Consider the following 24,360-nt stretch of genomic DNA (forward strand, 5'->3'; position numbering starts at 1 on the left):
CACCAGGCATCAGACCCCGAAAAGCACCCTGATCGGACCGAGCGCGAAGTAGATCACGAACAGGCCCATGACCACCCACAGCAGCGGGTGGATCTCCCGTACCTTGCCACGAACGATCTTGATCAGCACGTAGCTGATGAAGCCGGCACCGATGCCGTTCGAGATCGAGTACGTGAACGGCATGACCACGATCATCAGGAACGCCGGGATGGCGATCTCGTAGTCGTTGAAATCTATCTCGCGGATCGAGGTCATCATCAGGAAGCCCACCATGATCAGCGCGGCCGCGGCCGCCTCGTACGGCACGACCTTGACCAGCGGCGCGAAGAAGATCGCCACCAGGAAGAGCAGGCCGGTGACCACGCTGGCCAGGCCGGTCCGCGCGCCCTCGCCGACCCCCGCGGCCGACTCGATGTAGGTGGTGTTCGAGGAGACCGAGCCCGCGCCGCCGGCCGCCGCGCCGAGCGAGTCGACGAGCAGGATCTCCCGGGTACGCGGCAGCATCCCGTTGGCGTCGACCAGACCGGCCTGGCGGCCGACCCCGACGACGGTGCCCATCGTGTCGAAGAAGTCGGTGATGAGCAGCGTGAAGACGAACAGCACGGCCAGGATCACCGAGACCCGGCTGAAGGCGCCGAACGGGTCGAACTCCTTGAACAGCACCAGCGGGTTGTGGAAGCCGATGATCTGGTCCGGCAGGGTGGGCACGTTCAGCATCCAGCCGCCGGGGTTCTTGTCGGAGGCCTGGCCGGCCTTCGCGATCGACTCCACGATGATCGCCAGCACGGTGGTGCCGACGATGCCGATCAAGATCGCGCCCTTGGCCTTGCGGGCCACCAGCGCCGCCGTCGCGAGCAACCCGACGACGAAGACGAAGATCGGCCAGGAGGTCAGGGTGTTGTGGATGCCCATCTCCAGCGGCGGCCCTACGGGCACCCGGCGTACGAAGCCGGCGTCCACGAAGCCGATCAGCGCGATGAACAACCCGATGCCGACGCTGATGGCGGTCTTGAGCTGGGCCGGAATGGCGTTGAACACCGCCACCCGGAAACCGGTCAACACCAGGATGCCGATGATGACGCCTTCCAGGAAGACCAGCCCCATGGCCTCTTCCCAGCTCATCACCGAGGCGATGTTGATGGTCACGAAGGCGTTGAGCCCCAACCCGGCCGCCATGGCGAAGGGCACCCGGCCGATCACCCCCATGAGGATGGTCAGCACGCCCGCCACGAACGCCGTGCCGGCCGCCACGAGGGGCAGGTTGGGCGAGGAGCCATCGCCGATGAACTGCCCCTGGACATCCTTGCCGTTGGCGATGATGATCGGGTTCAGCACGACGATGTAGGCCATCGTGAAGAACGTGGCCAGCCCGCCACGGATCTCACGGGAGATCGTCGAGCCGCGTGCGGAGATTGCGAAGAACCTGTCGATACCGCTACTTGTGTCACTCACGGGCGAACAGTGACAGTTTGCGTCATCTGCGAAAAGTGGCGGTGATCGGATCGAGACCCGATTGGAAGCTAGGCTGGATCCCGTGAAGCAGGAATGGCGTCCCGACCCGGAGCCGATCGAGACCAACGACGTCGCGGCGGTCGCCGTGGGCACGGTCGCGTGGGCGCTCGCGCTGGTCGCGCTACTGATCTTCCGCCCGGCCGCCGAGCAGTCGTGGTGGATCTGGACCTGCGTCGCCGGGGTCGGGCTCGGGCTCCTCGGCCTCTGGTACGTGCACAGGCGGGCGTCCCGGAGCTGACATTCGTCACCTCCGGCCGATCCCCGAAGTCACTGGAAAGTGCTGTTTCACCCCACTACCTGGGAAAAAGCCGGCTGATCATGCTGGAGGCATGAAGAAGACGTCATTCCCCTCGCTCCTGTGCGCGGTGACCCTCGCGAGCACCACCCTCGTGGGCTGCTCCGCCGCCAAGCCCACCAGCGGGTCGGCGGAGCAGCCCACGGCGAGCACCGCCACGAAACCCGCGCAGACGGCGAAGGGCTCCGGCAGCGTCGCCTGGAGCCCGTGCACCGGCCTGACCGGCCCCGACGGCAAGCCCGCCGCGCCCGACCCGGCCATCGAGTGCGGCAAGCTCGCGGTACCGCTCGACTACGCCAAACAGGACGGCGAGCAGATCGACCTGGCGCTGATCCGCGTCAAGGCCTCCGGCGACCGGCTCGGCTCACTGGTGTTCAACTTCGGCGGCCCCGGCGGCTCGGGGGTCGACCTGCTGTCCATGACCGCCAAGGTCTTCGCCGGGGTGGGCGCGAGCTATGACCTGGTCAGCTTCGACCCGCGCGGCGTCGAGCGCAGCGCACCCGTCAAGTGCGGCAGCGTCGAAAAGTGGATCTCCCTGGACCCCGCGAGCGACGAGATGGCAAAGGCCGCCAAGGAGTTCGGGGCCGCCTGCGCCAAGGACTCCGGCAAGCTCCTGCCCCACGTCGGCACCGTGAACGCCGCGCGCGACCTCGACCGCATCCGCGCCGCGCTGGGCGACGAACGGCTCAACTACTTCGGCATGTCGTATGGCACCCACCTCGGCGCCGTGTACGCCACCCAGTACCCCAAGAACGTCGGCCGGTTCGTCCTCGACGGCGCCCTCGACCCGACCGTCAGCTTCGCCGAGCGCGCGAAGACGCAGACGGCCGGCTTCAAGCAGGCGTTCGAGGCGTTCGCCGCCGACTGCGTGAAGCAGGGCTGCGACCTCGGCGCCGACCCCGCGGCCGTGCGGAAGAGCGTCGAGACGCTGCTGAACGGCCTGCGGGACAAACCGCTCAAGGTGGGGGACCGGGAGCTCACCAAGGGCCTGGCGAGCACCGGCGTCATAGCCGCTCTCTACTCCAAGCTCAGCTGGCCGACGCTGGAGCAGGCGGCCGCCGCCGCGACCAAGGGGGACGGCACTCAGCTGCTCGCTCTGGCCGACTCCTACAACGGCCGCAAGCCCGACGGAACGTACTCGACGCTGATGACCAGCGTCCTGGCGATCGACTGCGTGGACAGCGCCGAACGGCCGAGCCCCACCGAGATCGACCAGGTCGAACGCGAGACCGCCAAGATCTTCCCGCTCATGAGCTCCGGGGGTCTCGGCTCGCTCTGCGCGCACTGGCCGGCGTCCGGCAGCGACGAGTCCAAGAAGATCGACGCCACCGGCTCCGCCCCCATCCTCGTGATCGGCGGCAAGGGCGACCCCGCCACGCCGTACGCGTGGGCGCCCAAGCTCGCCGCCCAGCTCAAGACCGGAGTCCTGGTCACGTACGAGGGCGAGGGGCACGGCGCCTACATGAGCGGCAGCTCCTGCGTCAGCCGCCTGGTCGACGCCTACTTCCTCACCGGCAAGACCCCCGGCGCGAACGCCACCTGCCCGGCGGCGTGAACCTACGACAGGTCGGCTTCGGCCAGCAGGAGCGGCACGGCCGTCGGATCGTGCAGCAGCGCGGCTACCGCGAGCCGGTCGTTCCACTGGCCCGTCGCCCAGGCCAGGCCGCGGGCGAGGCCGTCGAGCCCGGTGCAGTGCACGGAGCCCTCGAAGAAGCGCCACGTGCAGGCGACTCCGTCGACCAGCAGCTTCTCGTGCTCGACGTAGGTCTCGGGAGCCGTCGGGAGCAGGGAGCGCACCTCTGGCGGCACGGGACGGGTCTCGCCTCCGGACGTGACCTCGCCCTGGGCCAGCTCACCGGCCAGCGGCAGGTCGAGCAGCTCGGACAGCGACTCGGCCAGGTCGTAAGGGGCCAGCACCAGAGGCCGATCGGTGACGAGCTGGAGCAGGTCGGGGGCCTCCACCACGACGGCGTCGTCGGCCGCGGCCACCACGATGTCGCCACCGAGCACGGCCCGCACCCGCGAGGGCGGCGCCACCCGCGCCGGCTCGACGGCCGCCAGCGCGATCCACAGGGCCCGCAACTGGGCCCGGTCGACCTCGATGGACTCGTCGGCCATCAGGTCGAGCAGCTCTTCGGGACCGCCGTGGCCGGCCAGCAGCTCGGCCAGCGTGGTGCGTACGCCGAGCATCCCCAGCGCCACCGGGTCGAGCCCACCGGGCGCGTCACCATAGAGACCCTGGAGCAGCGGGTCGGCACCGGGCAGCCGCAGCTCCCGTGGCCGTCGCCCGTCCAGCACGGGGTGGTTGGCCAGCCACCACGCCGTGTAGGACGGCACCTCGACGCCCTCGACCCGCAGCGGGTGCAGCGCGGCACGCAGCGGCGGTCTGGTCAGCAGCGCCAGCGCGGCGGGCCAGTCGGCGACCAGCTCCAGGTCACGCACCGCGGCGAAGTCCGGCACCACAGGCGGGAGTTCCAGCTCAGGCAGCAGGTCGAGCACGTGGTCGAGCCAGTCCTCCTCACCGTCGAGGTCGTGGTCGCAGTCGTCATGGTCGAGCAGCACGTCGGAGTCGTGCGCCACGGCGAACCCGTCGAGCACGCCCGCGGCTTCGAGCACCCGGGAGCCGTAGGTCTCCACCAGCTCCGGCGCGACCACCCCGAGGTGCGTGTCGGGCTCCAGCAGCCCGGCCAGCGCGCCGTCGGCCAGCATCAGCTCGCCCGCCGCGTAAAGATCGCCGTCGCTGCCGCGCAGCGCCAGCTCGGCCAGCCACGGCGCCTCGCCCGGCACCAGCGAGGCGGCCTCCACCAGGGAGAGCACGGCCTGCGCCACGGGCTCGGAGTCCGCGCTGTCGAGGGACTGGGCGACGGCGGCCTTGGTGATGGGGTCTTCGAGGATCGTCCGTGGCGTGGCCTCGGCGGCGCCGAGCCGCAGCAGCGCCGCGTGCGCCGCGTCCGGGTGCACGATCCGCAGCCCCAGAGGCGTCAGATCGAGCCCGTCGCGGGCCGAGGCCAGGCGGGTGCCGCCCAGGTCGAGGATGAGGGTGCCGCGCGGGCCACGGACCAGACGGCCGTCGGCCAGCGGCACCGGCAGCGCGCCCAGCGACTCGGGGTCATCGGCCGGCAGCACCTCATACAGCGAGCGCCACCACGACGGCTCCCGCGCCTCGACCGCCTCACCGGACAGCAGATCGACGACCTCGGCCAGCTCGACCCGGCGCACACCGAGCGAGGCCATCGCCGGGTGCCGGGCGGGCCACCCGGCGGGCAGCAGGCCGGGGACGAAGTCGGCGATCGCGGCCAGCAGGTCACCCGACCCGGCGACCACGGCCGCCTCCTGGCCGGCGACGATCCAGCCGTCCTCGTGCGGCTCCCTGGCCGGGTGCTCGACCTGCCACTCGGCGTCGGGCTCATAGACCTCGGCCTCGGCGAACGACGGCGTCTGCACGGCCGGCGCGGGCGCGGACAGGGCCGGGAGCAGCGGGGTGGCGGGCAGGCGCAGCAGGATGGCCCGCCGGATGCGGGCGTCGAGCTCGCCCTTGCCCATCAGGGCGGGGACGAGGTCGAGGAGCTTGGGGGTGCGCGGCAGCTCGCCGAGCAGCCTGACGTAGGCGTCGGCGGCCCGCTCGACCAGGAAGTCGGTCAGCGGCCCCTTGGCCACATGCCGCCGGTCGGTGGCCATCGGGAACGAGGCGATGAGCAGGGCCGGCAGGTCGAGCGGCTCGTCACTGGGCGTCGGCGCGTGCACCACCGGCGGCACCCCGGCGGGCAGCGGGGCGGGCTCCGTGTCGGCGACGCGCACGGCCCAGCGCAGTGACCAGTAAGGACGGGCGCGCTCTTCGGTGGGCCGGTCGGCGAACAGGGCCGCCACCTCGTCGGGAGCGAACTCACCCGACTCCGACACCAGCTGCCACCCGTCGGCCGACACCCGGCGCTCCGAGCCGTCGAGGTCGATCTCGATGCTCGTCAGCGCGGGCATGCCGAGCAGCAGCGCCGGGCTGGTCTCGGCCAGCATGCGCCGGACCGCCGCGACCGAGGCGGCGTCACGCAGCGGCAGGCGTACGAGCGTGTCGAAGCCCTGCGGCACGTCGAGCGGCTCGGCCTCGAACGGCAGGCGCAACAGCGGGACATGGCCGCCGCGCGAGCCGAGCTCGGCGGCGAGCTCCGGCACCGAGGCCACCACGGCGGCCGTCTCAGCGCGCGACCAGCGGGCGGCGCCCGTCTCGCGCGAGCCGATCGACGGCTCATCGCACACCGACACGACCGCGGCGAACCCGACGCCGAACCGGCCGGCGGCGCCCGCTTCGTCCCGCTTGCCGGAGACACGCAGCGTCGACAGCCCTTCGACGCCGGTCGCGTCGAGCGGAGCGCCCGTGTTGGCGGCGGTCAGGACGTCGTCACGCAACGTCAGCCGGAGCACCCCTGGCACGCCCGCGCGCAGCGCCGCGTCGGCGGCGTTCTGGGCGAGCTCCACAATGAGCCGGTCGCGGTAGCCGCCGAGGGCGAAATCTTCCTCGGCGTTGGCGTCCTCGCGGAATCGGGCGGTCGAGGCCGTCCACGCGGCGAGCACTGCGGCCCGCGTCCGGTCGGTGCCAAAGGTGTCGGTCATCTGTCACGATCCTGGTCGCTGGTGGGGCGGGCTCCGGCACATGTCCGGGGTCCGCCGATGGGGGGCCACCGTAGGCTAGCGGCCCTCACCGACATTCGCGGTCAGGAGTGGCCGAGCTCCTCGGTGGCCGTTCCGTCGACGGATCCGGCCTCCTCTTCCATCAGGTCGAAGCCCATGTCGTCGAGAATAGGCATCGCCTGCTCGACGGACGGCGGCATGACCGCGGCCTCCGAGTGAGCCCCGCAGCCGTGGTCGGCGGCGACCACCTTGCCGTCGTCGGGGGCGTACTCATTGGCGCAGACCCCGAACACCTGCCGGAGCCCACCCGCGAGTGGCCAGTAGAAACCACAGGTGGAGCACTGCGCGGGAGCGGCGTGTGCGATCGGCGTATGCGGCCCGTGCTCGCCCGAGTGCCAGCGTCTGGCAGCGCGGTCCTTGCCGATGGCCGAGAGCACACGGGCCCGGCCCAGGCCGTACTCGAAAATCGTCTGATGGTCGGTCTCGTCGTCGGTCTTGACGAAACCTGGCTCCAGCCGGTCGTCGTCCTCCGAGGTCGGCAGCAGGTCACCGACGCCCAGATCGCCGGGGCGCAGACGCTCGCTCCAGGGCAGCCACTCGGGCGCGAGCAACGCCCCCGAGCCGGGCAGCAGGACGGCTTCGCTCACCGTGACGTTCTTGGCCCGTGAGGCGCGGGTCACGGTGACGGCCCAGCGCCAGCCGCGGTAGGCCCGGTCGAGACAGGCGAAGTAATGGGTGACGATGCGGTCGCCCTCGCCCTCGTAACCGAGGTGCTCACCCGGCTCGCCCGGCCGCGCGAGCTCCTCCGCGGCGGCGCGCGCCAGGTCCACCGCGGCGACGCACGCCTGGTCGGGCGGGGAGACGCGGGTCCGGGTGCGGGTCATCTGTCCGCCTCCGCCGCAAGGTGCTGTTCGCTCACACTTCATTCTCACCCATGACCAGACCCGAAGGTGCCCACACCGCCCATCCCGGCCCCACTGACAGCACATCAACAGACCCGACCCCCGCTATGGGCGGGCGACGATCGAGGAGGACCGGTACCGGGTCTGAAGGTGGCCACACTGCTCATCCCGGATCATCGGTGGGCCCGTCCCAGGGCGATCCGTCGCCGTTTGGGAGCGGCGATCGGGTAAGACTGGTAAGCGTGCAAGGAGGCTGGGACACGGCTCGTGAGGTCACGCGGCGCGTGGGGCGAGGCGTCGCCGACGCGGGCCGCGCCACCGCGCGCGCGGGCCGGGCCACCCTGCGGGCGGGCAAGGCGACCGCCGGCGGCACCGCGCGGGCGGGCAAGGCCACGGCCAGAGGGGCGCAGAAGGTCGGCAGGGGCGCGCAGAAGGTCGGGAAGGCGACCCGCCGTCTCACCCACGCCAACGGCGCCGACCGCACCGGGCTGGGCCGGCTGATCGAGCTCACCGCCGGTCACAGCGGCGGCGACGCGCTGGTCACGGTCGCGCTGGCGAGCACCGTCTTCTTCGGTGTGCCCGTCGGCGAGGCCCGTGGGCCCGTGGCGCTCTACCTGGTCATCACGATGCTGCCGTTCGCCCTGCTGGCGCCGTTCGTGGGGCCGATCCTCGACCGGTTCAGGTCGGGCCGCCGCTATGTCATGGCGGGCACGCTGTTCGGCCGCGGCCTGCTGTGCTTCGCGATGGCCGCCGCCGTGGGGCCCGGCGACCTGCCGACGCTGTTCGTCGGGGCGCTGGGCGTACTGGTGCTGTCCAAGGCGTACAACGTGTCACGCGCGGCGATCATGCCGAGCGTGCTGCCCGCCGACATCACGCTGGTCTCGGCCAACGCGAGGGTGGCGCTGTTCTCGCTGATCTCGGCGGGCGTGATGGTGCCGGTCGCCGCGGGGCTGACCGCGTGGCTGGGCAGCGCCGCGGTGCTGCGTACGGCGATGGTCGCCTTCCTCCTGATCGGCGTCCTCGCCGTACGGCTGCCGCGACACGTCGACTCGCCCGAGCTGGAAGAAGAGGAGGGCAGGCCGCTCCGCTGGCGGACCCTCCTGAACGTGGGCCCGGCGGTGGCCGAGGCGGTCTGGGCGAACGTGGCCATCCGCCTGTTCTCCGGCTTCCTGCTGTTCTTCATGCTGTTCCTGGTGCAGGACAAGGGCGTGCCGTGGCTGGCCGCACCCGACCCGTTCTTCGACATCCCGAAGACGATCGCGCTGCTCGCGGCCGCGGCCGGGCTGGGCGGCCTGGTCGGCGCGGTGGTCGCGAACTGGACCCGCAACCACTCGCCGCACCTCATCACGCTGCTGACGCTGGCCGTGACCGGCGCGACCACGATCGCCACCGCGGTGTTCTTCGGTCTCTGGACCGCGGTCGCGATCTCGCTGGTCACCGCGTTCGCGCAGGAGCTCGGCAAGCTCGCCCTCGACGCGATCGTGCAGCGGGAGATCGGCGAGGAGGTGCGCTCGTCCACGTTCGGGGTGGTCGAGGCGGTGTTGCAGCTCGCCTGGGTGTTCGGCGGGCTGATCGGGCTGCTGCTGTCGCTGGCCGAGAGCAGCGCGGCGGGGCTGGTCACGCTGGCGGTGGCGCTGACCGGCACGTTCGGCTGGCTGATCGTGCGCCGCCGCAAGCGGATCCGCGCCGCCACACGCGGACCCAAGACCGCGGACCAAACGGATCGAGCAGACCACGTAGACCACGCAGACCAGGACGACCGAGCGGATCAAGGTGCGTGGGACGCCGAGGACCGACGCGCCGACCGGCGGGATCAGCGCGTCGACACCACCCTCGACACGACCAAGCCGCTGACGAACCCCAACGGCTAGGCGTCGAGGTCGTCCGCCACTGCTCTGAGCACCTGCGCGATCTTCTTCGCGTGCGCCGCGTCAGGGTGCTTGCCCCGCTGGTAGGAGGTCGAGACGTCGTCGAGGAGCTTGATCAGGTCCTCCACGATGACGACGAGTTCGTCCGGCTTCTTACGCTTGGCCTTGGGCTTCACCTTGGCCAGCGTCGGCGGCTGCTCGAGGATCCGCACCGACAGGGCCTGCTGGCCGCGTCGTCCCTCGGCCACGCCGAACTCGACCTTCTGGCCGGGCTTGAGCGGGCCGGCACCTGTGGGTAGCGCGGAGGAATGCACGAAGACCTCACCACCGTCGTCGCGGGTGAGGAAGCCGAAACCCTTGTCGGCGTCGTACCACTTGACCTTGCCACTCGGCACAGGAGGAACCTCGTTCAAACAGTCGTAAAAGGCGAATGGATGTAGGTTATGCCCCGCGAGGCTCCGGGGCGACCAGGAAAATTCCCGGCATTTACCGGAGTTGCCCACTCGAACGCCATCCGGCGAACCAGTCGGCGAATTCCGTCAGGTCCCCAAGTGCCACATCGGCTCCGTGATCACGTAGTTCGCCCAGTGTGTACGGGCCGGTCGCGACCGTCACGCTGACGGCTCCCCCGGCCCGCGCGGCCTCGATGTCCGCCACATGGTCACCAACATAGGCGGCGGCACCGAAACGCGCGAGGGCCGTACCCTTGGCCGCTCCGAAGACCGACCCGACCACCTCGTCCACGGCGAGCCCGAGCGCCTTCACGGTGCTGGTCGCGTCGCGCGGGTTCTTGCCGGTCACGACGATGATCCTGCCCCCTTGCGCGCGTACGGCCTCGACGGCCTCCATCGCTCCGGCCATGGCCGTGTGCACGGGCACACCCAGCTCCGGATAGATCTCCCTGAACAGGATCACGGCTTCCGGGATCGCCTCCAGCGGCAGCCAGTTCGCCAACTCTTGTTCGAGTGGCGGGCCGAGCCTGGTGATGATCGCCTTGCTGTCGATGACCACACCGAGGCGCGCCGAAAGCTCGTCGTAGACGGCCGCGATCCCCGACCGTGTGTCCGCCAATGTCATGTCCAGGTCGAAACCCACCGATGTCCGCACAAGGTGAAGGATGCCAAACGCGTCCGCATTACGGGTAACGGCCCTTGTTGTGGGACCGTGGGAGTGGGAAGAAAGGAATTACTTATCGGGAGGAGTGGCCGTGACCGAGCCCCCCAAACCGCCGGAAGCGGGAGACCGGCTGGTCGCCGCCGCCAACCGGCCCAGCCCGCCCGAACAGCCCACCCGGAACGTCTCGCCCCGGCCGCACCGGCCCGCGCTGCCCCAGCCGGTGACCGGACCGGTCAGGGTGTGGCAAGGCGTGGTGGCGTTCGTGGCCGCCGCCGTCCGGCTGGCGTCCCGGCTGGCCGCGCTGATCCTGGTGCTGTACGCGATCTTCACGGTGTTCCGGGCCAACCCGGCCAACATTTGGTACCAGTTCGTCGAATCGCTCGCCTCCCCGCTGTCGGTGGGCCTGGCCAACCTGTTCCAGCTCGCCGACGTACGGTGGACGACGCTGGTCAACTACGGGCTCGCGGCGCTGGTGTGGCTGATCGTCGGCTCGGTCGTCGCGGGGTTGATCCGGCGCGCCGCGCCGTGACGGCTACGCTCCATCACGGAGGTATCAGGAAAGAATGACCAGATCGACGCGTGAGCGGATCATCGACGAGGCCCTGCGGCTCTTCGCGGAGCGGGGCTACTCCGCCACTTCGGTGGCCGAGATCGAGGCCGCCTCAGGGCTCTCCCCGGGCGCCGGAGGGCTCTACCGGCACTTCAAGTCGAAGTACGAGGTGCTCGCCGCGGCGATCAACGAGCATGCCGCCCGTACCCGTACGCAGGTGGCCGAGAGCCTGGCCCAGCTGGGCGACATGGAGACCTCGGCCGACCTGGAGATGCGGCTGTCGCACCTGTGCCGCGCCGGGCTGGCCAAGGTGCGGGAGGAGTCGGAGCTGACCCGGGTGTTCTTCCGGGACCTGAGCCAGTTCCCCGAGCTGGTGGCTGTGGTGCGCGAAGGGCTGCTGCAGCCCATGTTCGACGCCATCACGACCTGGTTCCGCGCGCAGCCCGAATACGAGGACGCCAAGGTCGACTGGAACGGCATCGCGGCGGTGCTCGGCGGCTCCGTGGTGCACTACCGCTTGTTCCAGGAGACGGTAGGCGAGTCGCCGGGACACGCGGAGAAGGACCAGTTCGTCACCGCCTGGGTACGCCTGGCCGTGGGCCTCCTGCCAAGCCCCGCCCCAGTCAGCTGACGTCCAGCCCTGCCTCAGTCAGTTGACCTCCACCAGCCGGTAACCCAGCCAGACCACGCCCAGAGCTGTGCCGATCATGAACATCACACCGCTGACGTCGAAGAACTGCACCACGAACGCCTGCACCCCCGGCTCCGCGCCCACCCGCAGACCACCGACGAGCGCGCCACCGAGCGTGTAGCCGGCCAGGGGCGCACCGATCCCGATCAGCCGGTCACGCAGCACCCAGCCCTCCGAGAACGCCACCAGCAGCGCCCCCAACGCCCACACCAGGACCGGCACCCGGAAGATCGCGACGGCCGGCAGGCCGACCGGGACCAGCAGCGCGGCCAGCACCAGGACCACCATCGCCGCCGTCTCGCGCGGGTATTCCCTGACGATGGTGCCGGCGTCCCGTCCACGGGTGGCCATCGGGTTCGCACTGGACATGGCCGCCTGCCGCAGCCGCGCGAACGGCAGCCCGCGCAGGTGCCGCGGGGCCAGATGGTCCTCCGCGAGGCGCCGGCCCAACTGAGCTCCCGCAGGGGGCGCCACGTCGTCGACGATCTTGGGGAAGAACGGCGTCGCCCCGCCCGCCCCCGCGACCCGTTCCGCCTTGGCCACGGCACCCGGCGTCACGGTTCCCCGTGCGGCCCCGGGTGCGGCCGTGGGCGCCGTTCCGGGCCGGGTTCCGGCCGGGACACCGGGCGCGCCGTCCGGCCCCGCCTCGGCCAGCCTGCGGGCCTCACGTTCGACCAGCGCCACCGGGTCGCCGAACCGGGCGAGCACCTTGACCACCTGGCGTGGGTTCTGGCTGCCCTGCCGTTCGACCTCGATCCTGGCCCGCAGCCGCTTGGCGAAGTCGAGCCGCTGGTCGGATCTGAGCACGCCATGAGCCGCGTCGGCGGCCGCGCTGACGTAGTTGAGTATGAGCTGGTCCGCTCGCTCAATCACGTGAGCCATGCTGCCCCAATCGGGGTGGACATACCATGGCAACGATGGAGTTCACGGAGTGGATCAGGGGGCGCACCGACGAACAGCTGCGGGCGCTCGTCTCGGCGCGCCCTGAGCTGATCACTCCGGTGCCCGCGCATCTGGAGGGCCTCGCCGTACGTGCGGGCAGCCCTTCGGCGATCGGCCGCGCGCTCGACCGGCTCGACCGCTTCACGCTCGCCGTCCTCGAAACGCTGGCCGTCCTCGAAACGCCGGCCGTCGTCGAGACGTCGACGGACCTCGAAACGCCGGCCGCCGTCGAACCGCGCGCCACCGCCAGAGCACAGGCAGACAAGCCGGACGTACGACCGAAGTCCGTCACGAAGGCGGCCCTGCGCGCGCTCGTCGGCGGGGCGCTGGCGGCGGGCAAGCCGGAGCCCGCGCTGTCGGCGGCGATCGACCACCTGCGCGACCTGGCCCTCGTCTACGGCCCCGACAGCGCCCTCGCCCTGGCCCCCGGTGTGCGGAAGGTGCTCGACGACCCGGCGGGGCTCGGTCCCCCGGCGGTGGAGGCGTTCCGGCACCACGCGCCCGAGCAGCTGGCCGAGATGGCCGACGACATCGCGCCGGGCACCACGGGCTCGGGCAAGGAACGCCTGGCCGCCGCCCTGGCCCGGCCCGGGAAGCTGATCGAGGAGGTCTCGCCCGAGGCCAGGGCGGCGCTCGACCAGCTCACCTGGGGGCCCGCGACGGGCCGGGTGCCCAACGCCAGGCGTGAGGTGCGGGTCGCCTCCGCCCGCTCGCCCATCGATCAGCTGCTCGCCCGTGGCCTGCTGGCGGCGACGGGTGAGGAGAGCGTGGCCCTGCCTCGGGAGGTGGGCCTCTATCTGCGTAACGGCCTCGTACACCGGGATCTGTACGCCGTACCCCCCGCTCTGGAGGGCGCCGCGCGGGACCAGAAGCTGGCCGACCGGACGGCGGCGGGGCAGGCGTTCACGTTCGTGCGGACGGTCGAGGAGCTGTGCGAGCGGTGGAGCGCCGAACCACCGGGCGTGCTGCGTACCGGCGGGCTGGGCGTACGGGATCTGAAGCGCACCGCGACCGAGCTGGACGTGCCCGAGTGGGCCGCCGCTCTGACCGTGGAGGTCGCGCACGCGGCCGGGCTGATCGCGGCGGGCGGCAACGTCGACGGCGAGTGGCTGCCCACCACCGGCTACGACCTGTGGCGGGTCCGGCCGACCGCCGACCGGTGGGCCGCGCTGGCGATCACCTGGCTGCACACCGACCGCGTCCCCGGCCTGGTCGGCGAGCGCGACGACCGGGACCGGCCGCTCAACGCGCTGCACACCGAGCTGCGTCGCTCGTCCGCGCCGGGTGTGCGGTCGGCGGCGCTGGGCGTGCTCGCGTCGGCGCCCGGCCTGGCGCCGACGCGCGAGTCCGTGTTCGACCGGCTGGCGTGGGAGCAGCCGCGCCGCCGTGGGCCGCTGCGGGAGCAGTTGACGGAGTTCGCGCTGCGAGAGGCCGAGCAGGTCGGCGTCACCGGGCTCGGCGTGCTGTCGGGGCACGGCCGGGCGCTGCTGTCCGGCGAGGACACCGCCTCGGTGCTGGCCCCGCTGCTGCCCGAGCCGGTCGATCATGTGCTGCTCCAGGCCGACCTGACCGCCGTCGCGCCAGGACCGCTCACCAGCGAGCTGAACCGCTGGATGACGCTGGCCGCAGACATCGAGTCCAAGGGGGGCGCGACCGTCTACCGGTTCGGTGAGGGCTCGGTCCGCCGCGCGCTCGACGCGGGCCAGGGGGCCGAGGAGCTCCTGGCCATGCTGGAGCGCCATTCGGCGACGCCGGTCCCGCAGGCGCTGTCCTACCTGATCGCCGACGTGGCCCGCCGGCACGGGCGCATCAGGGTCGGCACCGCCAGTGCCTACATCCGCTGCGACGACCCGGCCCTGCTCGACCAGATCACCGCCGATCGGCGCGCCGCCGCGCTGCGCCTGCGCCGGCTGGCTCCCACGGTCATCGCCTCCCGTTCCTCGCGGGCCGCGCTGGTCGACGCGCTGCGTGCGATGGGGTACGCCCCGGTGGCCGAGTCGCTCGACGGCGACGTGATCATCTCCGAGCTCGACAGGAGGCGCACCGAGGGCCTGCCGCCGGCCCGGTCCGTACCCTCGCCCAACGGCCTCGACGCCGAGGTCACGGCCGCCGCCGTACGCGCGCTGCGGGCGGGCGACGCGGCCCACCTGACGCGGCGCGAGCCCGCCGACGCCCCCAGCGGGCAGATCCCGCGCGGCCCGGCGACCGCCACGATCTCCGCGCTGCAGGAGGCCATCAGGCAGGGCGTACGCGTGTGGATCGGCTATCTCGACTCCCAGGGCAACGCCACCTCGCGCATCCTGGAGCCGGCGCGGATGGAGGGCGGTTACCTCACGGCGTACGACGAGACCAGGGCCGCCGTCCACCGCTTCGCGCTCCATCGCATCACCGGGGTCTCCGACCTGTCTTGACGCCCGGCGATGATCAGGCGAGGTTGGGACCGTGAGCGAGCTGACGTTGGGCCGGTTGGCCGAGGAGTCTTGGAGCAGGTTCGACGACTTCGACGCGGTCCACTACGAGGGGGTCTGGCACCGCGCCCACGCACTGGCCGAGCGGGCCCGCAAGGTCTGCGGCGGGCTGGTCGCGGCGGGGGTACGCCCCGGCGACCGGGTCGTGGTGATGATGGCGAACTCACCCGAGGTCGGCCTGATCTACGAGGCGATCTGGGCGGCCGGCGCGGTGGTGACGCCCGTGGTGTTCCTGGTGGGACCGGCGGAGTTGCGGCACATTCTGGACGACAGCGGCGCCACCGCCCTCATCACCTCGCCCGAGCTGGTGGAGGCGGTCCAGGCCGCCGAGCCCAGGATCCCGATATTTGTGGACACGGGGGAGCTGGAGCGGGCGGCCGAGCGGGGGCCCGTCGAGCGGGACGCCACCGATCTGGCGGCTCTCATGTACACCGGAGGCACGACCGGCATGGCCAAGGGCGTCATGCTGAGCCATCGCGGGCTCTGGCAGGTGGCCAAGGACGCCTACGAGATGTCCCACCAAGAGGGGAAAAATCGCGCAATAGTGCCGGTGCCCCTCTCCCACTCGTACGGGCTGATCATCACGGTCGCCGGGATGCACGCCACGGAGCCGCAGCAGGCGGTGCTGATGCGCTGGTTCGACCCGAAGGCCTTCCTTGAGCTGGCCGCCGCGCAGCGCGCCCAGTACGGAACGGTCGTGCCCGCCATGCTGCAGATGCTCCTGGCCGAGCCGCTGGAATCTCATCCCCTGCCCGACCTGGCCTTCCTCACCTGCGGTGCGGCGCCGCTCGGCCGGGAGACGCTGGAGGAGTTCGAGCGCCGGATGCCCGGTGTGCAGGTCCTCGAAGGCTACGGGATGACCGAGACCAGCGCCGTGACCACGTTCAACCCGCCGGGGCGGCGGCGGATCGGCAGCGTGGGCCTGCCGCTGGCCGGCTACACGATCACGATCCGCGACTCCTCCGGCGACCAGGCCGAGCCGGGGGACGTCGGGGAGATCTGCGTCAGCGGCGACTCGCTGATGCTCGGCTACTGGGGCGAGCACCCCGCGGACCCCACCGGCACCGCGCTGGTCGAAGGTGAGCTGCGTACCGGCGACATCGGCTGCGTGGACGACGACGGCTATCTGTACATCGTCGACCGGAAGAAGGACCTCATCATCCGCGGCGGGTTCAACGTCTTCCCGCGCGACGTCGAGGACGCGCTCAACGAGCACCCCGACGTGATGATGTCCGGCGTCGTGGGTCGCCCAGAGCCGCGCGTGGGCGAGGAGGTCGTGGCCTTCGTCCAGCTCAGGCCGGGCGGCACGGCCACCGCCGAGGAGCTGATGACCTGGGCTCGTGACCGGGTCGGCCGGGTGAAGTATCCCCGGGAAGTGCGGTTCGTCGACTCGATCCCGGTCACGAGCGTGCTCAAGCTCGACCGCAAGGCGCTGCGGTCGAGGCTCGGCTAGTCGTCCGCGTCTATGGCTCCCGTCGAACCCCACGCGATGCCCTTGACCTCGCCCAGCGCCCGCCCGCCTGAGCCATAGGCGGTCACCTTGCTCAGCACGGCCGGGCGGTAGGCACCCTTCTTGTCGGGGTACACCCGCGTCCGGCCGATGTAGAAGCCGTTCCGAACGTTGGCCGTCATCTTCCGCCCGTCCGCCCATTCGACCTCCACCCGGGTCGCCTGCGGAGCGACCCGACCGGCCACCACCAGGAAGTACGGGTCGCCGTCCCGGCCCGGGTTGATCTCCGACTGCATCTGGCCGTCGTAGGCGTCGATGCTGAGCGCCCCGCGCAGGGCCAGCTTGCCGGGCGGGTCCTCGCCCCAGTAGGAGAAGATCGGGTCCGTCGGATAGCTGACCAGCCGGACGCCCGGGGTGCACAGCACGAACCCCTTGCGGCTGCCGACCAGCCGCGTCACGCCCAGTTTGTCCTTGGCCTCCACGAGCCACCGGTAGTCCTTGACGGTCCCGTACTGGGGCAGCCGCCGCTCGCCGTCCATGCTGTGCACCGGGCTGCCCTTGGGCATGCAGTCCTCCACGGTCGCGAACTGCGCGATCGTGTTGCGCGGCAGGCCGGGGATGTCCCGGACGTACGCGGTGGCGGGCTGGTCCGTCGCGGACCTCGTCGCAGTGGGCACCATGCTCGCGGTGGGTTCCGTGCTCGCCGTCGGCGAGCTCACGGGGGACACCGCCAGCTGTTCGCGCGCCCGCAGTCCCACCACCCCGATGGCCACCACACAGGCCGCCGCCGCCAGGGCCAGCCCCCATCTCGGCCACTTCAGCCGTGCCCGCCTCCGTAGGGCACGCGACAGAAGCAGCTCGGGATCCACGGGCCGTGCCCGGTCGGCCAGCCTGCTCAGGGCCTCGGTGACCGCGCGTTCGTCGACTGTCATCTCAGGCCTCCAGACGAACTGTCTCGCCCACCAGTTCGCGCAGCCGCTTCACGGCCTGGTGGGTCTGGCTGCGTACGGTGCCGATCGAGCACCCCATGATCCTGGCGACGTCGGACTCCGGCAGATCCTCGAAGTAACGCAGGACCAGCACGGCCCGCTTCTTGGCGGGCAGCCGGCGCAGGGCCTGTTCGAGCGTGAGCCGGTCGTCGACCCGCGCGGTGCCGTCGCCCGCGATCCGCTCGGGCAGCGTCTCGACCACGCGCTCGCGCCCCCAGCGCGGGCTGCGCCATCGGCCGACCTGCTCGTGGTACATGACCCGGCGGACGTACGCCTCCGGATCGCCCCTGATGCTCCGCCATCGGTCCGCGGTTCTGGCCAGCGCGCTCTGGAGTAGATCCTCTGCGGCGTGCTGGTCGCCGGTGAGCACGTACGCCAGGCGCATGAGGCTGTCCGATCGCGTCGTGACGAACGACGTGAAGACTCGTAGGTCGTCCGGGTGCAACTCGCCTCCCTGCTCTGGGTCTCGATCACTAAAGACGTGTGAGAGGGTCCAGATCTATGGCGAGACAGCAGACCCGGCAGGGCGCGTGGCCATTCCGTGATAAATGTTGACCTGTCAGGAGGTGGCATGAGCCAAGAAGGCCCATCGGGCGAATATCCGTACCAGCCCTACGGCGCACCCTACGGCCAGCAGCCCCCGCCACAGTACGGTTATGGCTATCCCCCGCCCCCTCGGCCGTCCGAGGGGCCGAAGGCCACCGCCATCGTCGCGCTGGTGCTCAATCTGCTCTCGATCGTCGGTTGTTGCAACATCTTCGCGATCCCTGGCGCCATTCTCGCGGGCATGGCGCTCGGCCGGTCGAGCACGCAGCCCGCCAGTGCCAAGAGCCTGCTCATATGGTGCTGGACGCTGTTCGGGGTGGGCCTCGCGCTGAACCTCGGCATCTTCCTCTTCCTCGGCCTCAACGGCTACCTCGACGACTGATTACCTGTTCGGGGACTGTTCTTGCCGTCTGATGTGTTGGATAGGCGTCAACCGTAGAAGGGATGTCCGTGAACGACGGCCCGCTCATCGTCCAGTCGGACAAGACGCTGCTCCTCGAAGTCGACCATGAGAACGCCGGCGAGTGCCGCAAGGCCATCGCGCCGTTCGCCGAGCTCGAGCGCGCCCCCGAACACGTGCACACCTACCGCGTCACCCCGCTGGCGCTGTGGAACGCGCGCGCGGCCGGGCACGACGCCGAGCAGGTCATCGACGCGCTGATCAGTTTCAGCCGCTACCCGGTGCCCCACGCGCTGCTCGTGGACATCGCCGAGACCATGGCCAGATACGGCCGGCTCAAGCTGGAGAAGGACCCGACCAACGGGCTGATCCTGACCTCCACCGATCGGGCCGTGCTCGAAGAGGTGCTTCGGTCCAAGAAGATCCAGCCCATGCTGGGCGAACGGCTCAGCGGCGACTCCGTGGCCGTGCACCCGAGCGACCGCGGCAACGTCAAGCAGGCGCTGCTCAAGCTGGGCTGGCCCGCTGAAGACCTCGCGGGCTACGTCGACGGCGAGCACCACAAGATCGAGCTGCTGCAGGACGGCTGGAGCCTGCGGCCCTACCAGCAGGACGCGGCCGACGCCTTCTGGCACGGCGGCTCCGGCGTGGTCGTGCTGCCCTGTGGGGCCGGCAAGACCATCGTCGGCGCGGCCGCGATGGCGCACGCCCAGGCCACCACGCTGATCCTGGTCACCAACACGGTGAGCGCGCACCAGTGGAAGCAGGAGCTGCTCAAGCGCACCACGCTGACCGAGGACGAGATCGGCGAATACTCCGGCAGCAAGAAGGAGATCCGCCCGGTCACCATCGCCACCTACCAGGTGATGACCACCCGGCGGAAGGGCGTCTACAGCCACCTGGAGCTGTTCGACGCGCGCGACTGGGGCCTGGTCGTCTACGACGAGGTGCACCTGCTGCCCGCGCCGATCTTCCGGATGACCGCCGACCTGCAGGCCCGCAGGCGCGTCGGGCTGACCGCGACGCTGGTGCGCGAGGACGGCCGCGAGGGCGACGTGTTCTCGCTGATCGGCCCCAAGCGCTACGACGCGCCCTGGAAGGAGATGGAGAACCAGGGCTGGATCGCCCCCGCCGACTGCGTGGAGGTCCGGGTCACGCTGACGGACGAGGAGCGGCTGGCGTACGCGATGGCCGAGTCCGAGGAGCGCTACCGCTTCTGCGCCACCACGCCGTCCAAGACGCACGTGACCGAGGCGCTGGTCCGCCGGCACCTGGGCGAGCAGGTGCTGGTCATCGGCCAGTACATCGACCAGTTGGACGAGCTGGGCGAGCACCTGAACGCTCCGGTGATCAAGGGCGAGACCAGGGTCAAGGAGCGCGAGCGGCTCTACCAGGCCTTCCGCGACAAGGAGATCCAGGTCCTGGTCGTGTCCAAGGTGGCGAACTTCTCCATCGACCTGCCCGAGGCGGCCGTGGCCATTCAGGTGTCCGGCACGTTCGGGTCGCGCCAGGAGGAGGCGCAGCGGCTCGGCCGGGTGCTGCGGCCCAAGGCCGACGGCGGCGGCGCCCGCTTCTACACGGTGGTCAGCAGGGACACGGTCGACCAGGAGTTCGCGGCGCACCGCCAGCGGTTCCTGGCCGAGCAGGGTTACGCGTATCAGATCATCGACGCCGACGACGTGCACGGCGGGGTGTAGCACCAGGAGGCGAGGCCCGGCCGCTCACCCTCCGAGCGGCCAGGCATCGACGTCGTTACGTCCACGAGACTCCGCGGGCTGTCGACAATCGAACCACCCCCCTCACCAGCGTGCTACGCCGCTGCGCGCCTCAATCAGCCAGCGACATACCCCCATGATCCGGCAAATGCACCTGATATGCCCGAATTCTCGGTTATTGGCAGGTTGTCGTTATCTGGCGAGCAGGCCGCCCAGGAAGAGCACCCCTTCGGCGGCGATCCAGGCGGCCACACCCACGCCCATGAACCGGCTGAACACGCGTGGGTCGCTCCTTGCGGAAGGGACCAGCCAGGCACCGGCCGTGCAGCAGGCGGCGGCCACGGCGAACAACCCTGACAGCGTCGAGACCGAGCCGAGCCGCTGCGAGCAGCCCGCCGCGGACTCACCCCCCGCGCAGAACGCCTCCAGCCCCCACCCCGCGAACACCGACAACGCCCACAACGCCGCCAGCAGGAAACTCGCCACTGTCGGGATGATCGGGGAGAAAACAAACCGTACGCGGGCCACGGTCCCTCTCTACCCCGGCTAAATGCTTTGGAAGCCTGCCGGACACACCACTAAGCTGGTCGATTCGCTGCCTATACCACCTCCGTTACTTCGACCAGGGAGGCACTTTCGCATGCCCGCACACCAGCTGGCCCCCGACATACCCGCCGACGTACTCGCGGCCGAGCAGTCCCATTTGGCCGAGTCGAGAGCCGCGCTCCAGGCCATGCGGCTGCACGCCCAATCGCTGTCGGCCGACGCGGCCGGCGACTGGGTGTCCCAGCAGATCCTGCAGTCGCTGCTCGACAAGCGGGTGGCGGCCCTGGCCGACCACCCCGACACCCCGCTGTTCTTCGGCCGCCTCGACCGCTCGGCGGACGACGACCTGCCCCCCACGATCTACGTCGGCCGCCGTCACGTGCACGACGGCAGCAGTCGTCCGCTGGTGATCGACTGGCGCGCGCCGGTGTCCCGGGCGTTCTACCAGGCCAGTCCCGCCGATCCGATGAGCGTCGCGCGGCGGCGCCGGTTCGGCTATCACGGCGGCATGCTGACCGCGTTCGAGGACGAGCCGCTCGGCGAGGGCGGCGACATCGGGCCGTCGAAGATCCTTACCGAGGAGATCGAGCGGCCGCGCACCGGCCCGATGCGGGACATCGTCGCCACGATCCAGCCGGACCAGGACGAGATCGTCCGCGCCACGCTCACCCAGACCGTCTGCGTACAGGGTGCGCCGGGCACCGGGAAGACCGCCGTCGGCCTGCACCGGGCCGCGTACCTGCTGTTCACCCACCGCGAGCGGCTGGCCAGGTCGGGCGTCATGATCGTCGGCCCCAACCGCGCCTTTCTGTCCTACATCTCCTCCGTGCTCCCCGCGCTCGGCGAGGTCAAGGTCGACCAGACCACGGTGGCGGGCCTGCTCGGCGAGCACGCCGCGCCGGAGGATCCGATGGTGTCGGCGCTGAAGGGCGACGCCCGCATGGCCGCCGTGCTGGAGCGGGCGCTGTGGCTGCACATCGTGAAGCCGGAGGAGGGCGTCGTCTACAGCAAGGGCGCCTACCGCTTCCGGGTGGCCGACTACGAGGTACGCGAGATCGTCGCCTCGCTGCGCGGCACCACCCGCTACGGGCCCGGCCGCGCGGCACTGGCGCAGCGGCTCGCGCACATGGTGCTGGTACGCATGGAGCAGCGCGGGGAGTCGCCCGACGACCGGGTGCAGGACGCCGTGGCCAGGTCCAAGCCGGTCAAGCAGCTCGTCGACGCGGTCTGGCCCAAACTGGTGCCGCAGCAGGTCCTCTTCAAGCTCCTCTCGGACCCCGAATTCCTCGCAAAAGCCGCCAAAACCGATTTGTCGCCTGACGAGCAGCAAATGTTGCTGTGGCAGAAACCGTACCGAGGCTGGAAGTCCGCGAAGTGGTCGGCGGCCGACGCCGCGCTGCTCGACGAGCTCGGCGACCTGATCGAACGCACGCCCTCGCTCGGCCACCTGGTCGTCGACGAGGCGCAGGACCTGTCGGAGATGCAGCTGCGCGCGCTCGGCCGGCGCTGCCGCAACGGCTCGGCCACCGTACTCGGCGACCTCGCCCAGGGCACCACCCCGTGGTCCACCAGCTCGTGGGAGACCGTGCTCAAGCACCTGGGCCAGGACGAGGGTGAAGTCACCGAGCTGACGCTGGGCTTCCGCGTGCCGCGCGAGGTGCTCGACTACGCCGCCCGCCTGCTGCCGTCGATCGCCCCGGCGCTGGCCCCGCCGCGGTCGCTGCGTCCCGGCGTGGGCTCGCTGAGCGTACGCCCCGGCGGCGCGGTCGCCGACGCCGCGCGCGAGGCCATGGCCCGGGAGGGCTCGATCGGCGTGATCGTGCCCGACGCCCTGGTGGCGGAGGTGTCAGGGCAGCTCGACGGGCTGGCCCACGCCGTGCTCGACCCCGACACGACCGAAGAGCACCGGCTGCTGATCGTCCCGGCGACGCTGGCCAAGGGCCTGGAGTACGACCACGTGATCGTCGTCGAGCCGGCCGACATCGTGGCGGCCGAGCCCCGCGGCCTGGCCAGGCTGTACGTGGTGCTCACCCGTGCGGTCACCTCGCTCACCGTCCTGCACGGAAAGGCCCTGCCGGCCCAGCTGGCCGCTCAACCGGCCATGTGACCACCCAGGCGGGCCGTCAGCCGCCCAACCGGCCGTCTGACGCGCGAGCGGGCACGCCGCCTCCCGAGACCGACGCACTCCTAGACGCACTCCTAGGATGGCTGGAGTAGTGGAGGATCTCTACCAAGGAGGACGCCGTGCCCGCACCGCTGCCACACGAACACCTGCCGTCGGTCCCCGCACTCACGGTCCAGAGCGACGACATCGCGGACGGGGAGAGGCTGGGGGACCTGCACGTCTTCAACGGCTGGGGCATGACCGGCCAGAACCTGTCACCCAACCTCCAGTGGTCCGGCGCCCCGGCCGAGACGCAGAGCTACGCCGTGACCTGCTACGACCCCGACGCGCCCACGGGCAGCGGGTTCTGGCACTGGGTGCTCTTCGACCTCCCGGCCTCCGTCTCCGAGTTGCCCACGGGCGCCGGCACCGCCCCCGAGTTCAAGGGCCTGCCCGCGGGGGCCACGCACGCGCGCAACGACTACAACAGCAAGGACTACGGCGGCGCCGCTCCCCCGCCCGGCGACCCGCACCGCTACGTCTTCACGGTGCACGCGCTGGGCGTGGCCGAGCTGGGCGTCGACAGTGACGCCAGCCCGGCGGTGGTCGGCTTCAACATCACCGCCAACACGCTCGCACGCGGCCACATCGTCGCCCACTTCGGCGTCTGATGGCGGCCGATTCAGGAGCCGTTTCGGGGGTGAAGATACGGCACGGCGGACTCGGCGACGTGCCCGCCGTGCTCGACTTCTGGCTCCTGGCCGCCGAGGGCACCGACCGGCGCGACTCGCCCGGCAAGGTGGTGGCGCTGATCGAGCGCGACCCGGAGGCCCTGCTCCTCGCCGAGCTCGACGGGGAGCTGGTGGGCACGCTCATCGCGGGCTGGGACGGCTGGCGCGCGCACCTCTATCGCCTCGCCGTCCACCCGTCCCACCGCCGTAAGGGCATCGCCACCACGCTCCTGGCCGCGGCCGAGTCCCGCTTCGCCGCCTTCGGCGCCTTCCGCGCCGACGCCATGGTGCTGGACGACAACGTCTCCGCCCATGGGGCGTGGTCCGCCGCCGGCTACTCGCCCCAGCCCACGTGGTCGCGCTGGGTCAAGCCCCTTAAATGATCATATGTACGGCTCTTCGCACAACAACAGACCGGCCCGGACAACGTGCGTCCGAGCCGGTCTGGTGAGAAGAGACCTGGAAGTCTCTGGTGAGGAGACCTAGAAGTCCATGTCTCCGCCGCCGGGCATGCCAGCGGGGGCGGCAGGGGTCTTCTCGGGCTTCTCGGCGATGACCGCCTCGGTGGTGAGGAAGAGCGCCGCGATGGAAGCGGCGTTCTGCAGCGCCGAGCGCGTCACCTTGGCCGGGTCGATGATGCCCGCCTCGAACATGTTGACGTACTCGCCCGTAGCGGCGTTGAGGCCCTCACCCGGGGTCAGGTTGCGGACCTTCTCCACCACGACGCCGCCCTCGAGGCCGGCGTTGACGGCGATCTGCTTCAGCGGCTCCTCGAGCGCCTTCTTGACGATCGCGGCACCGGTGGCCTCGTCGCCGGTGAGCTCGAGCTTGTCGAACGCCTTGGCGCCCGCCTGCAGCAGCGCCACGCCACCGCCGGGGACGATGCCCTCCTCGACGGCCGCCTTCGCGTTG

22 protein-coding genes are annotated in these 24,360 nt (G+C 71.0%); 12 read left to right on the forward strand and 10 right to left on the reverse strand.

Annotation, left to right across the window (positions count from 1 at the left end; all coding sequences use genetic code 11):
• Nucleotides 1–9: 9 nt before the first annotated feature.
• On the reverse strand, nt 10–1,452 hold the full coding sequence (locus AB0L53_RS51265; protein WP_364011734.1) for an NCS2 family permease: 1,443 nt from the start codon (nt 1,450–1,452) through the stop codon (nt 10–12).
• 82 nt (nt 1,453–1,534) lie between these two features.
• Between AB0L53_RS51265 and AB0L53_RS51270 the strand changes: the two genes are divergently transcribed.
• A complete protein-coding gene (locus AB0L53_RS51270) occupies nt 1,535–1,750 on the forward strand; it encodes a DUF2530 domain-containing protein (RefSeq protein ID WP_225300771.1) in 216 nt (71 codons plus the stop codon).
• Nucleotides 1,751–1,841: 91 nt separating this feature from the next.
• A complete protein-coding gene (locus tag AB0L53_RS51275) occupies nt 1,842–3,362 on the forward strand; it encodes an alpha/beta hydrolase (RefSeq protein WP_364011737.1) in 1,521 nt (506 codons plus the stop codon).
• Nucleotides 3,363–3,364: 2 nt separating this feature from the next.
• Here AB0L53_RS51275 and AB0L53_RS51280 read toward each other — a convergent pair whose 3' ends face one another.
• Together AB0L53_RS51280 and AB0L53_RS51285 are read right to left on the reverse strand one after the other, a co-directional pair.
• The gene (locus AB0L53_RS51280; protein WP_364011740.1) at nt 3,365–6,412 is read right to left on the reverse strand and encodes a hypothetical protein; all 3,048 of its coding nucleotides are present in this window, start codon (nt 6,410–6,412) and stop codon (nt 3,365–3,367) included.
• A 101-nt stretch (nt 6,413–6,513) separates the two neighbouring features.
• On the reverse strand, nt 6,514–7,314 hold the full coding sequence (locus AB0L53_RS51285; RefSeq protein WP_358435960.1) for a DUF3027 domain-containing protein: 801 nt from the start codon (nt 7,312–7,314) through the stop codon (nt 6,514–6,516).
• Nucleotides 7,315–7,574: 260 nt separating this feature from the next.
• On the opposite strand from AB0L53_RS51285, the gene AB0L53_RS51290 reads away from it, so the two are divergent.
• Complete coding sequence (locus tag AB0L53_RS51290; RefSeq protein ID WP_364011743.1) at nt 7,575–9,203, forward strand: MFS transporter; 1,629 nt, start codon at nt 7,575–7,577, stop codon at nt 9,201–9,203.
• On the opposite strand, the gene AB0L53_RS51295 is transcribed toward AB0L53_RS51290, so the two are convergent.
• Entirely contained in the window at nt 9,200–9,595 is a 396-nt protein-coding gene (locus tag AB0L53_RS51295) for a cold-shock protein (RefSeq protein ID WP_358545734.1), read from the reverse strand. The two genes, AB0L53_RS51290 and AB0L53_RS51295, sit on opposite strands and share 4 nt — an antisense overlap.
• A 91-nt stretch (nt 9,596–9,686) precedes the next feature.
• Nucleotides 9,687–10,307 (reverse strand): HAD hydrolase-like protein, encoded by a 621-nt coding sequence (locus AB0L53_RS51300; protein ID WP_364011747.1) that lies wholly within the window; start codon nt 10,305–10,307, stop codon nt 9,687–9,689.
• A gap of 100 nt (nt 10,308–10,407) precedes the next feature.
• Between AB0L53_RS51300 and AB0L53_RS51305 the strand changes: the two genes are divergently transcribed.
• Both AB0L53_RS51305 and AB0L53_RS51310 read left to right on the forward strand, forming a co-directional pair.
• Nucleotides 10,408–10,845 (forward strand): hypothetical protein, encoded by a 438-nt coding sequence (locus AB0L53_RS51305; protein WP_364011750.1) that lies wholly within the window; start codon nt 10,408–10,410, stop codon nt 10,843–10,845.
• Nucleotides 10,846–10,879: 34 nt separating this feature from the next.
• Nucleotides 10,880–11,497, forward strand: coding sequence for a TetR/AcrR family transcriptional regulator (locus AB0L53_RS51310; RefSeq protein ID WP_225300763.1), 618 nt, complete (start codon nt 10,880–10,882; stop codon nt 11,495–11,497).
• An 18-nt stretch (nt 11,498–11,515) separates the two neighbouring features.
• Here the strand turns inward: AB0L53_RS51310 and AB0L53_RS51315 are convergent, their stop codons facing one another.
• Complete coding sequence (locus tag AB0L53_RS51315; protein ID WP_364011754.1) at nt 11,516–12,430, reverse strand: hypothetical protein; 915 nt, start codon at nt 12,428–12,430, stop codon at nt 11,516–11,518.
• A gap of 44 nt (nt 12,431–12,474) precedes the next feature.
• Here AB0L53_RS51315 and AB0L53_RS51320 point away from each other — a divergent pair, with 44 nt between their 5' ends.
• Both AB0L53_RS51320 and AB0L53_RS51325 read left to right on the forward strand, forming a co-directional pair.
• Complete coding sequence (locus AB0L53_RS51320; RefSeq protein ID WP_364011757.1) at nt 12,475–14,910, forward strand: helicase-associated domain-containing protein; 2,436 nt, start codon at nt 12,475–12,477, stop codon at nt 14,908–14,910.
• Between the two features lie 31 nt (nt 14,911–14,941).
• Nucleotides 14,942–16,420 carry an AMP-binding protein gene (locus tag AB0L53_RS51325; RefSeq protein ID WP_364011760.1) on the forward strand — a complete coding sequence of 493 codons (1,479 nt, stop codon included), beginning with the start codon at nt 14,942–14,944 and terminating at the stop codon, nt 16,418–16,420.
• Here the strand turns inward: AB0L53_RS51325 and AB0L53_RS51330 are convergent.
• Together AB0L53_RS51330 and AB0L53_RS51335 are read right to left on the reverse strand one after the other, a co-directional pair.
• Nucleotides 16,417–17,349 (reverse strand): hypothetical protein, encoded by a 933-nt coding sequence (locus AB0L53_RS51330; protein WP_364011763.1) that lies wholly within the window; start codon nt 17,347–17,349, stop codon nt 16,417–16,419. The two genes, AB0L53_RS51325 and AB0L53_RS51330, sit on opposite strands and share 4 nt — an antisense overlap.
• Before the next feature lies 1 nt (nt 17,350).
• On the reverse strand, nt 17,351–17,851 hold the full coding sequence (locus AB0L53_RS51335) for a SigE family RNA polymerase sigma factor (RefSeq protein WP_364011765.1): 501 nt from the start codon (nt 17,849–17,851) through the stop codon (nt 17,351–17,353).
• A 126-nt stretch (nt 17,852–17,977) separates the two neighbouring features.
• On the opposite strand from AB0L53_RS51335, the gene AB0L53_RS51340 reads away from it, so the two are divergent.
• Complete coding sequence (locus tag AB0L53_RS51340) at nt 17,978–18,334, forward strand: hypothetical protein (RefSeq protein WP_364011768.1); 357 nt, start codon at nt 17,978–17,980, stop codon at nt 18,332–18,334.
• Between the two features lie 62 nt (nt 18,335–18,396).
• Nucleotides 18,397–20,049 (forward strand): DNA repair helicase XPB, encoded by a 1,653-nt coding sequence (locus AB0L53_RS51345; RefSeq protein ID WP_358545759.1) that lies wholly within the window; start codon nt 18,397–18,399, stop codon nt 20,047–20,049.
• Between the two features lie 210 nt (nt 20,050–20,259).
• On the opposite strand, the gene AB0L53_RS51350 is transcribed toward AB0L53_RS51345, so the two are convergent.
• Nucleotides 20,260–20,553 carry a hypothetical protein gene (locus AB0L53_RS51350; protein WP_364011772.1) on the reverse strand — a complete coding sequence of 98 codons (294 nt, stop codon included), beginning with the start codon at nt 20,551–20,553 and terminating at the stop codon, nt 20,260–20,262.
• A 154-nt stretch (nt 20,554–20,707) separates the two neighbouring features.
• On the opposite strand from AB0L53_RS51350, the gene AB0L53_RS51355 reads away from it, so the two are divergent.
• From AB0L53_RS51355 to AB0L53_RS51365, 3 genes are all read left to right on the forward strand, one after another.
• The gene (locus AB0L53_RS51355; protein ID WP_364011775.1) at nt 20,708–22,720 is read left to right on the forward strand and encodes an AAA family ATPase; all 2,013 of its coding nucleotides are present in this window, start codon (nt 20,708–20,710) and stop codon (nt 22,718–22,720) included.
• 137 nt (nt 22,721–22,857) lie between these two features.
• Nucleotides 22,858–23,388, forward strand: a complete 531-nt coding sequence (locus tag AB0L53_RS51360) for a YbhB/YbcL family Raf kinase inhibitor-like protein (protein ID WP_364011778.1) — start codon at nt 22,858–22,860, stop codon at nt 23,386–23,388.
• A gap of 29 nt (nt 23,389–23,417) precedes the next feature.
• A complete protein-coding gene (locus AB0L53_RS51365; protein ID WP_364011781.1) occupies nt 23,418–23,831 on the forward strand; it encodes a GNAT family N-acetyltransferase in 414 nt (137 codons plus the stop codon).
• Between the two features lie 99 nt (nt 23,832–23,930).
• On the opposite strand, the gene AB0L53_RS51370 is transcribed toward AB0L53_RS51365, so the two are convergent.
• A partial coding sequence (locus AB0L53_RS51370; RefSeq protein ID WP_364011784.1) for a TCP-1/cpn60 chaperonin family protein occupies nt 23,931–24,360 on the reverse strand: 430 nt, incomplete at its 5' end.

The organism is Nonomuraea sp. NPDC052129 (assembly GCF_040680095.1).
GTDB lineage: Bacteria > Actinomycetota > Actinomycetes > Streptosporangiales > Streptosporangiaceae > Nonomuraea.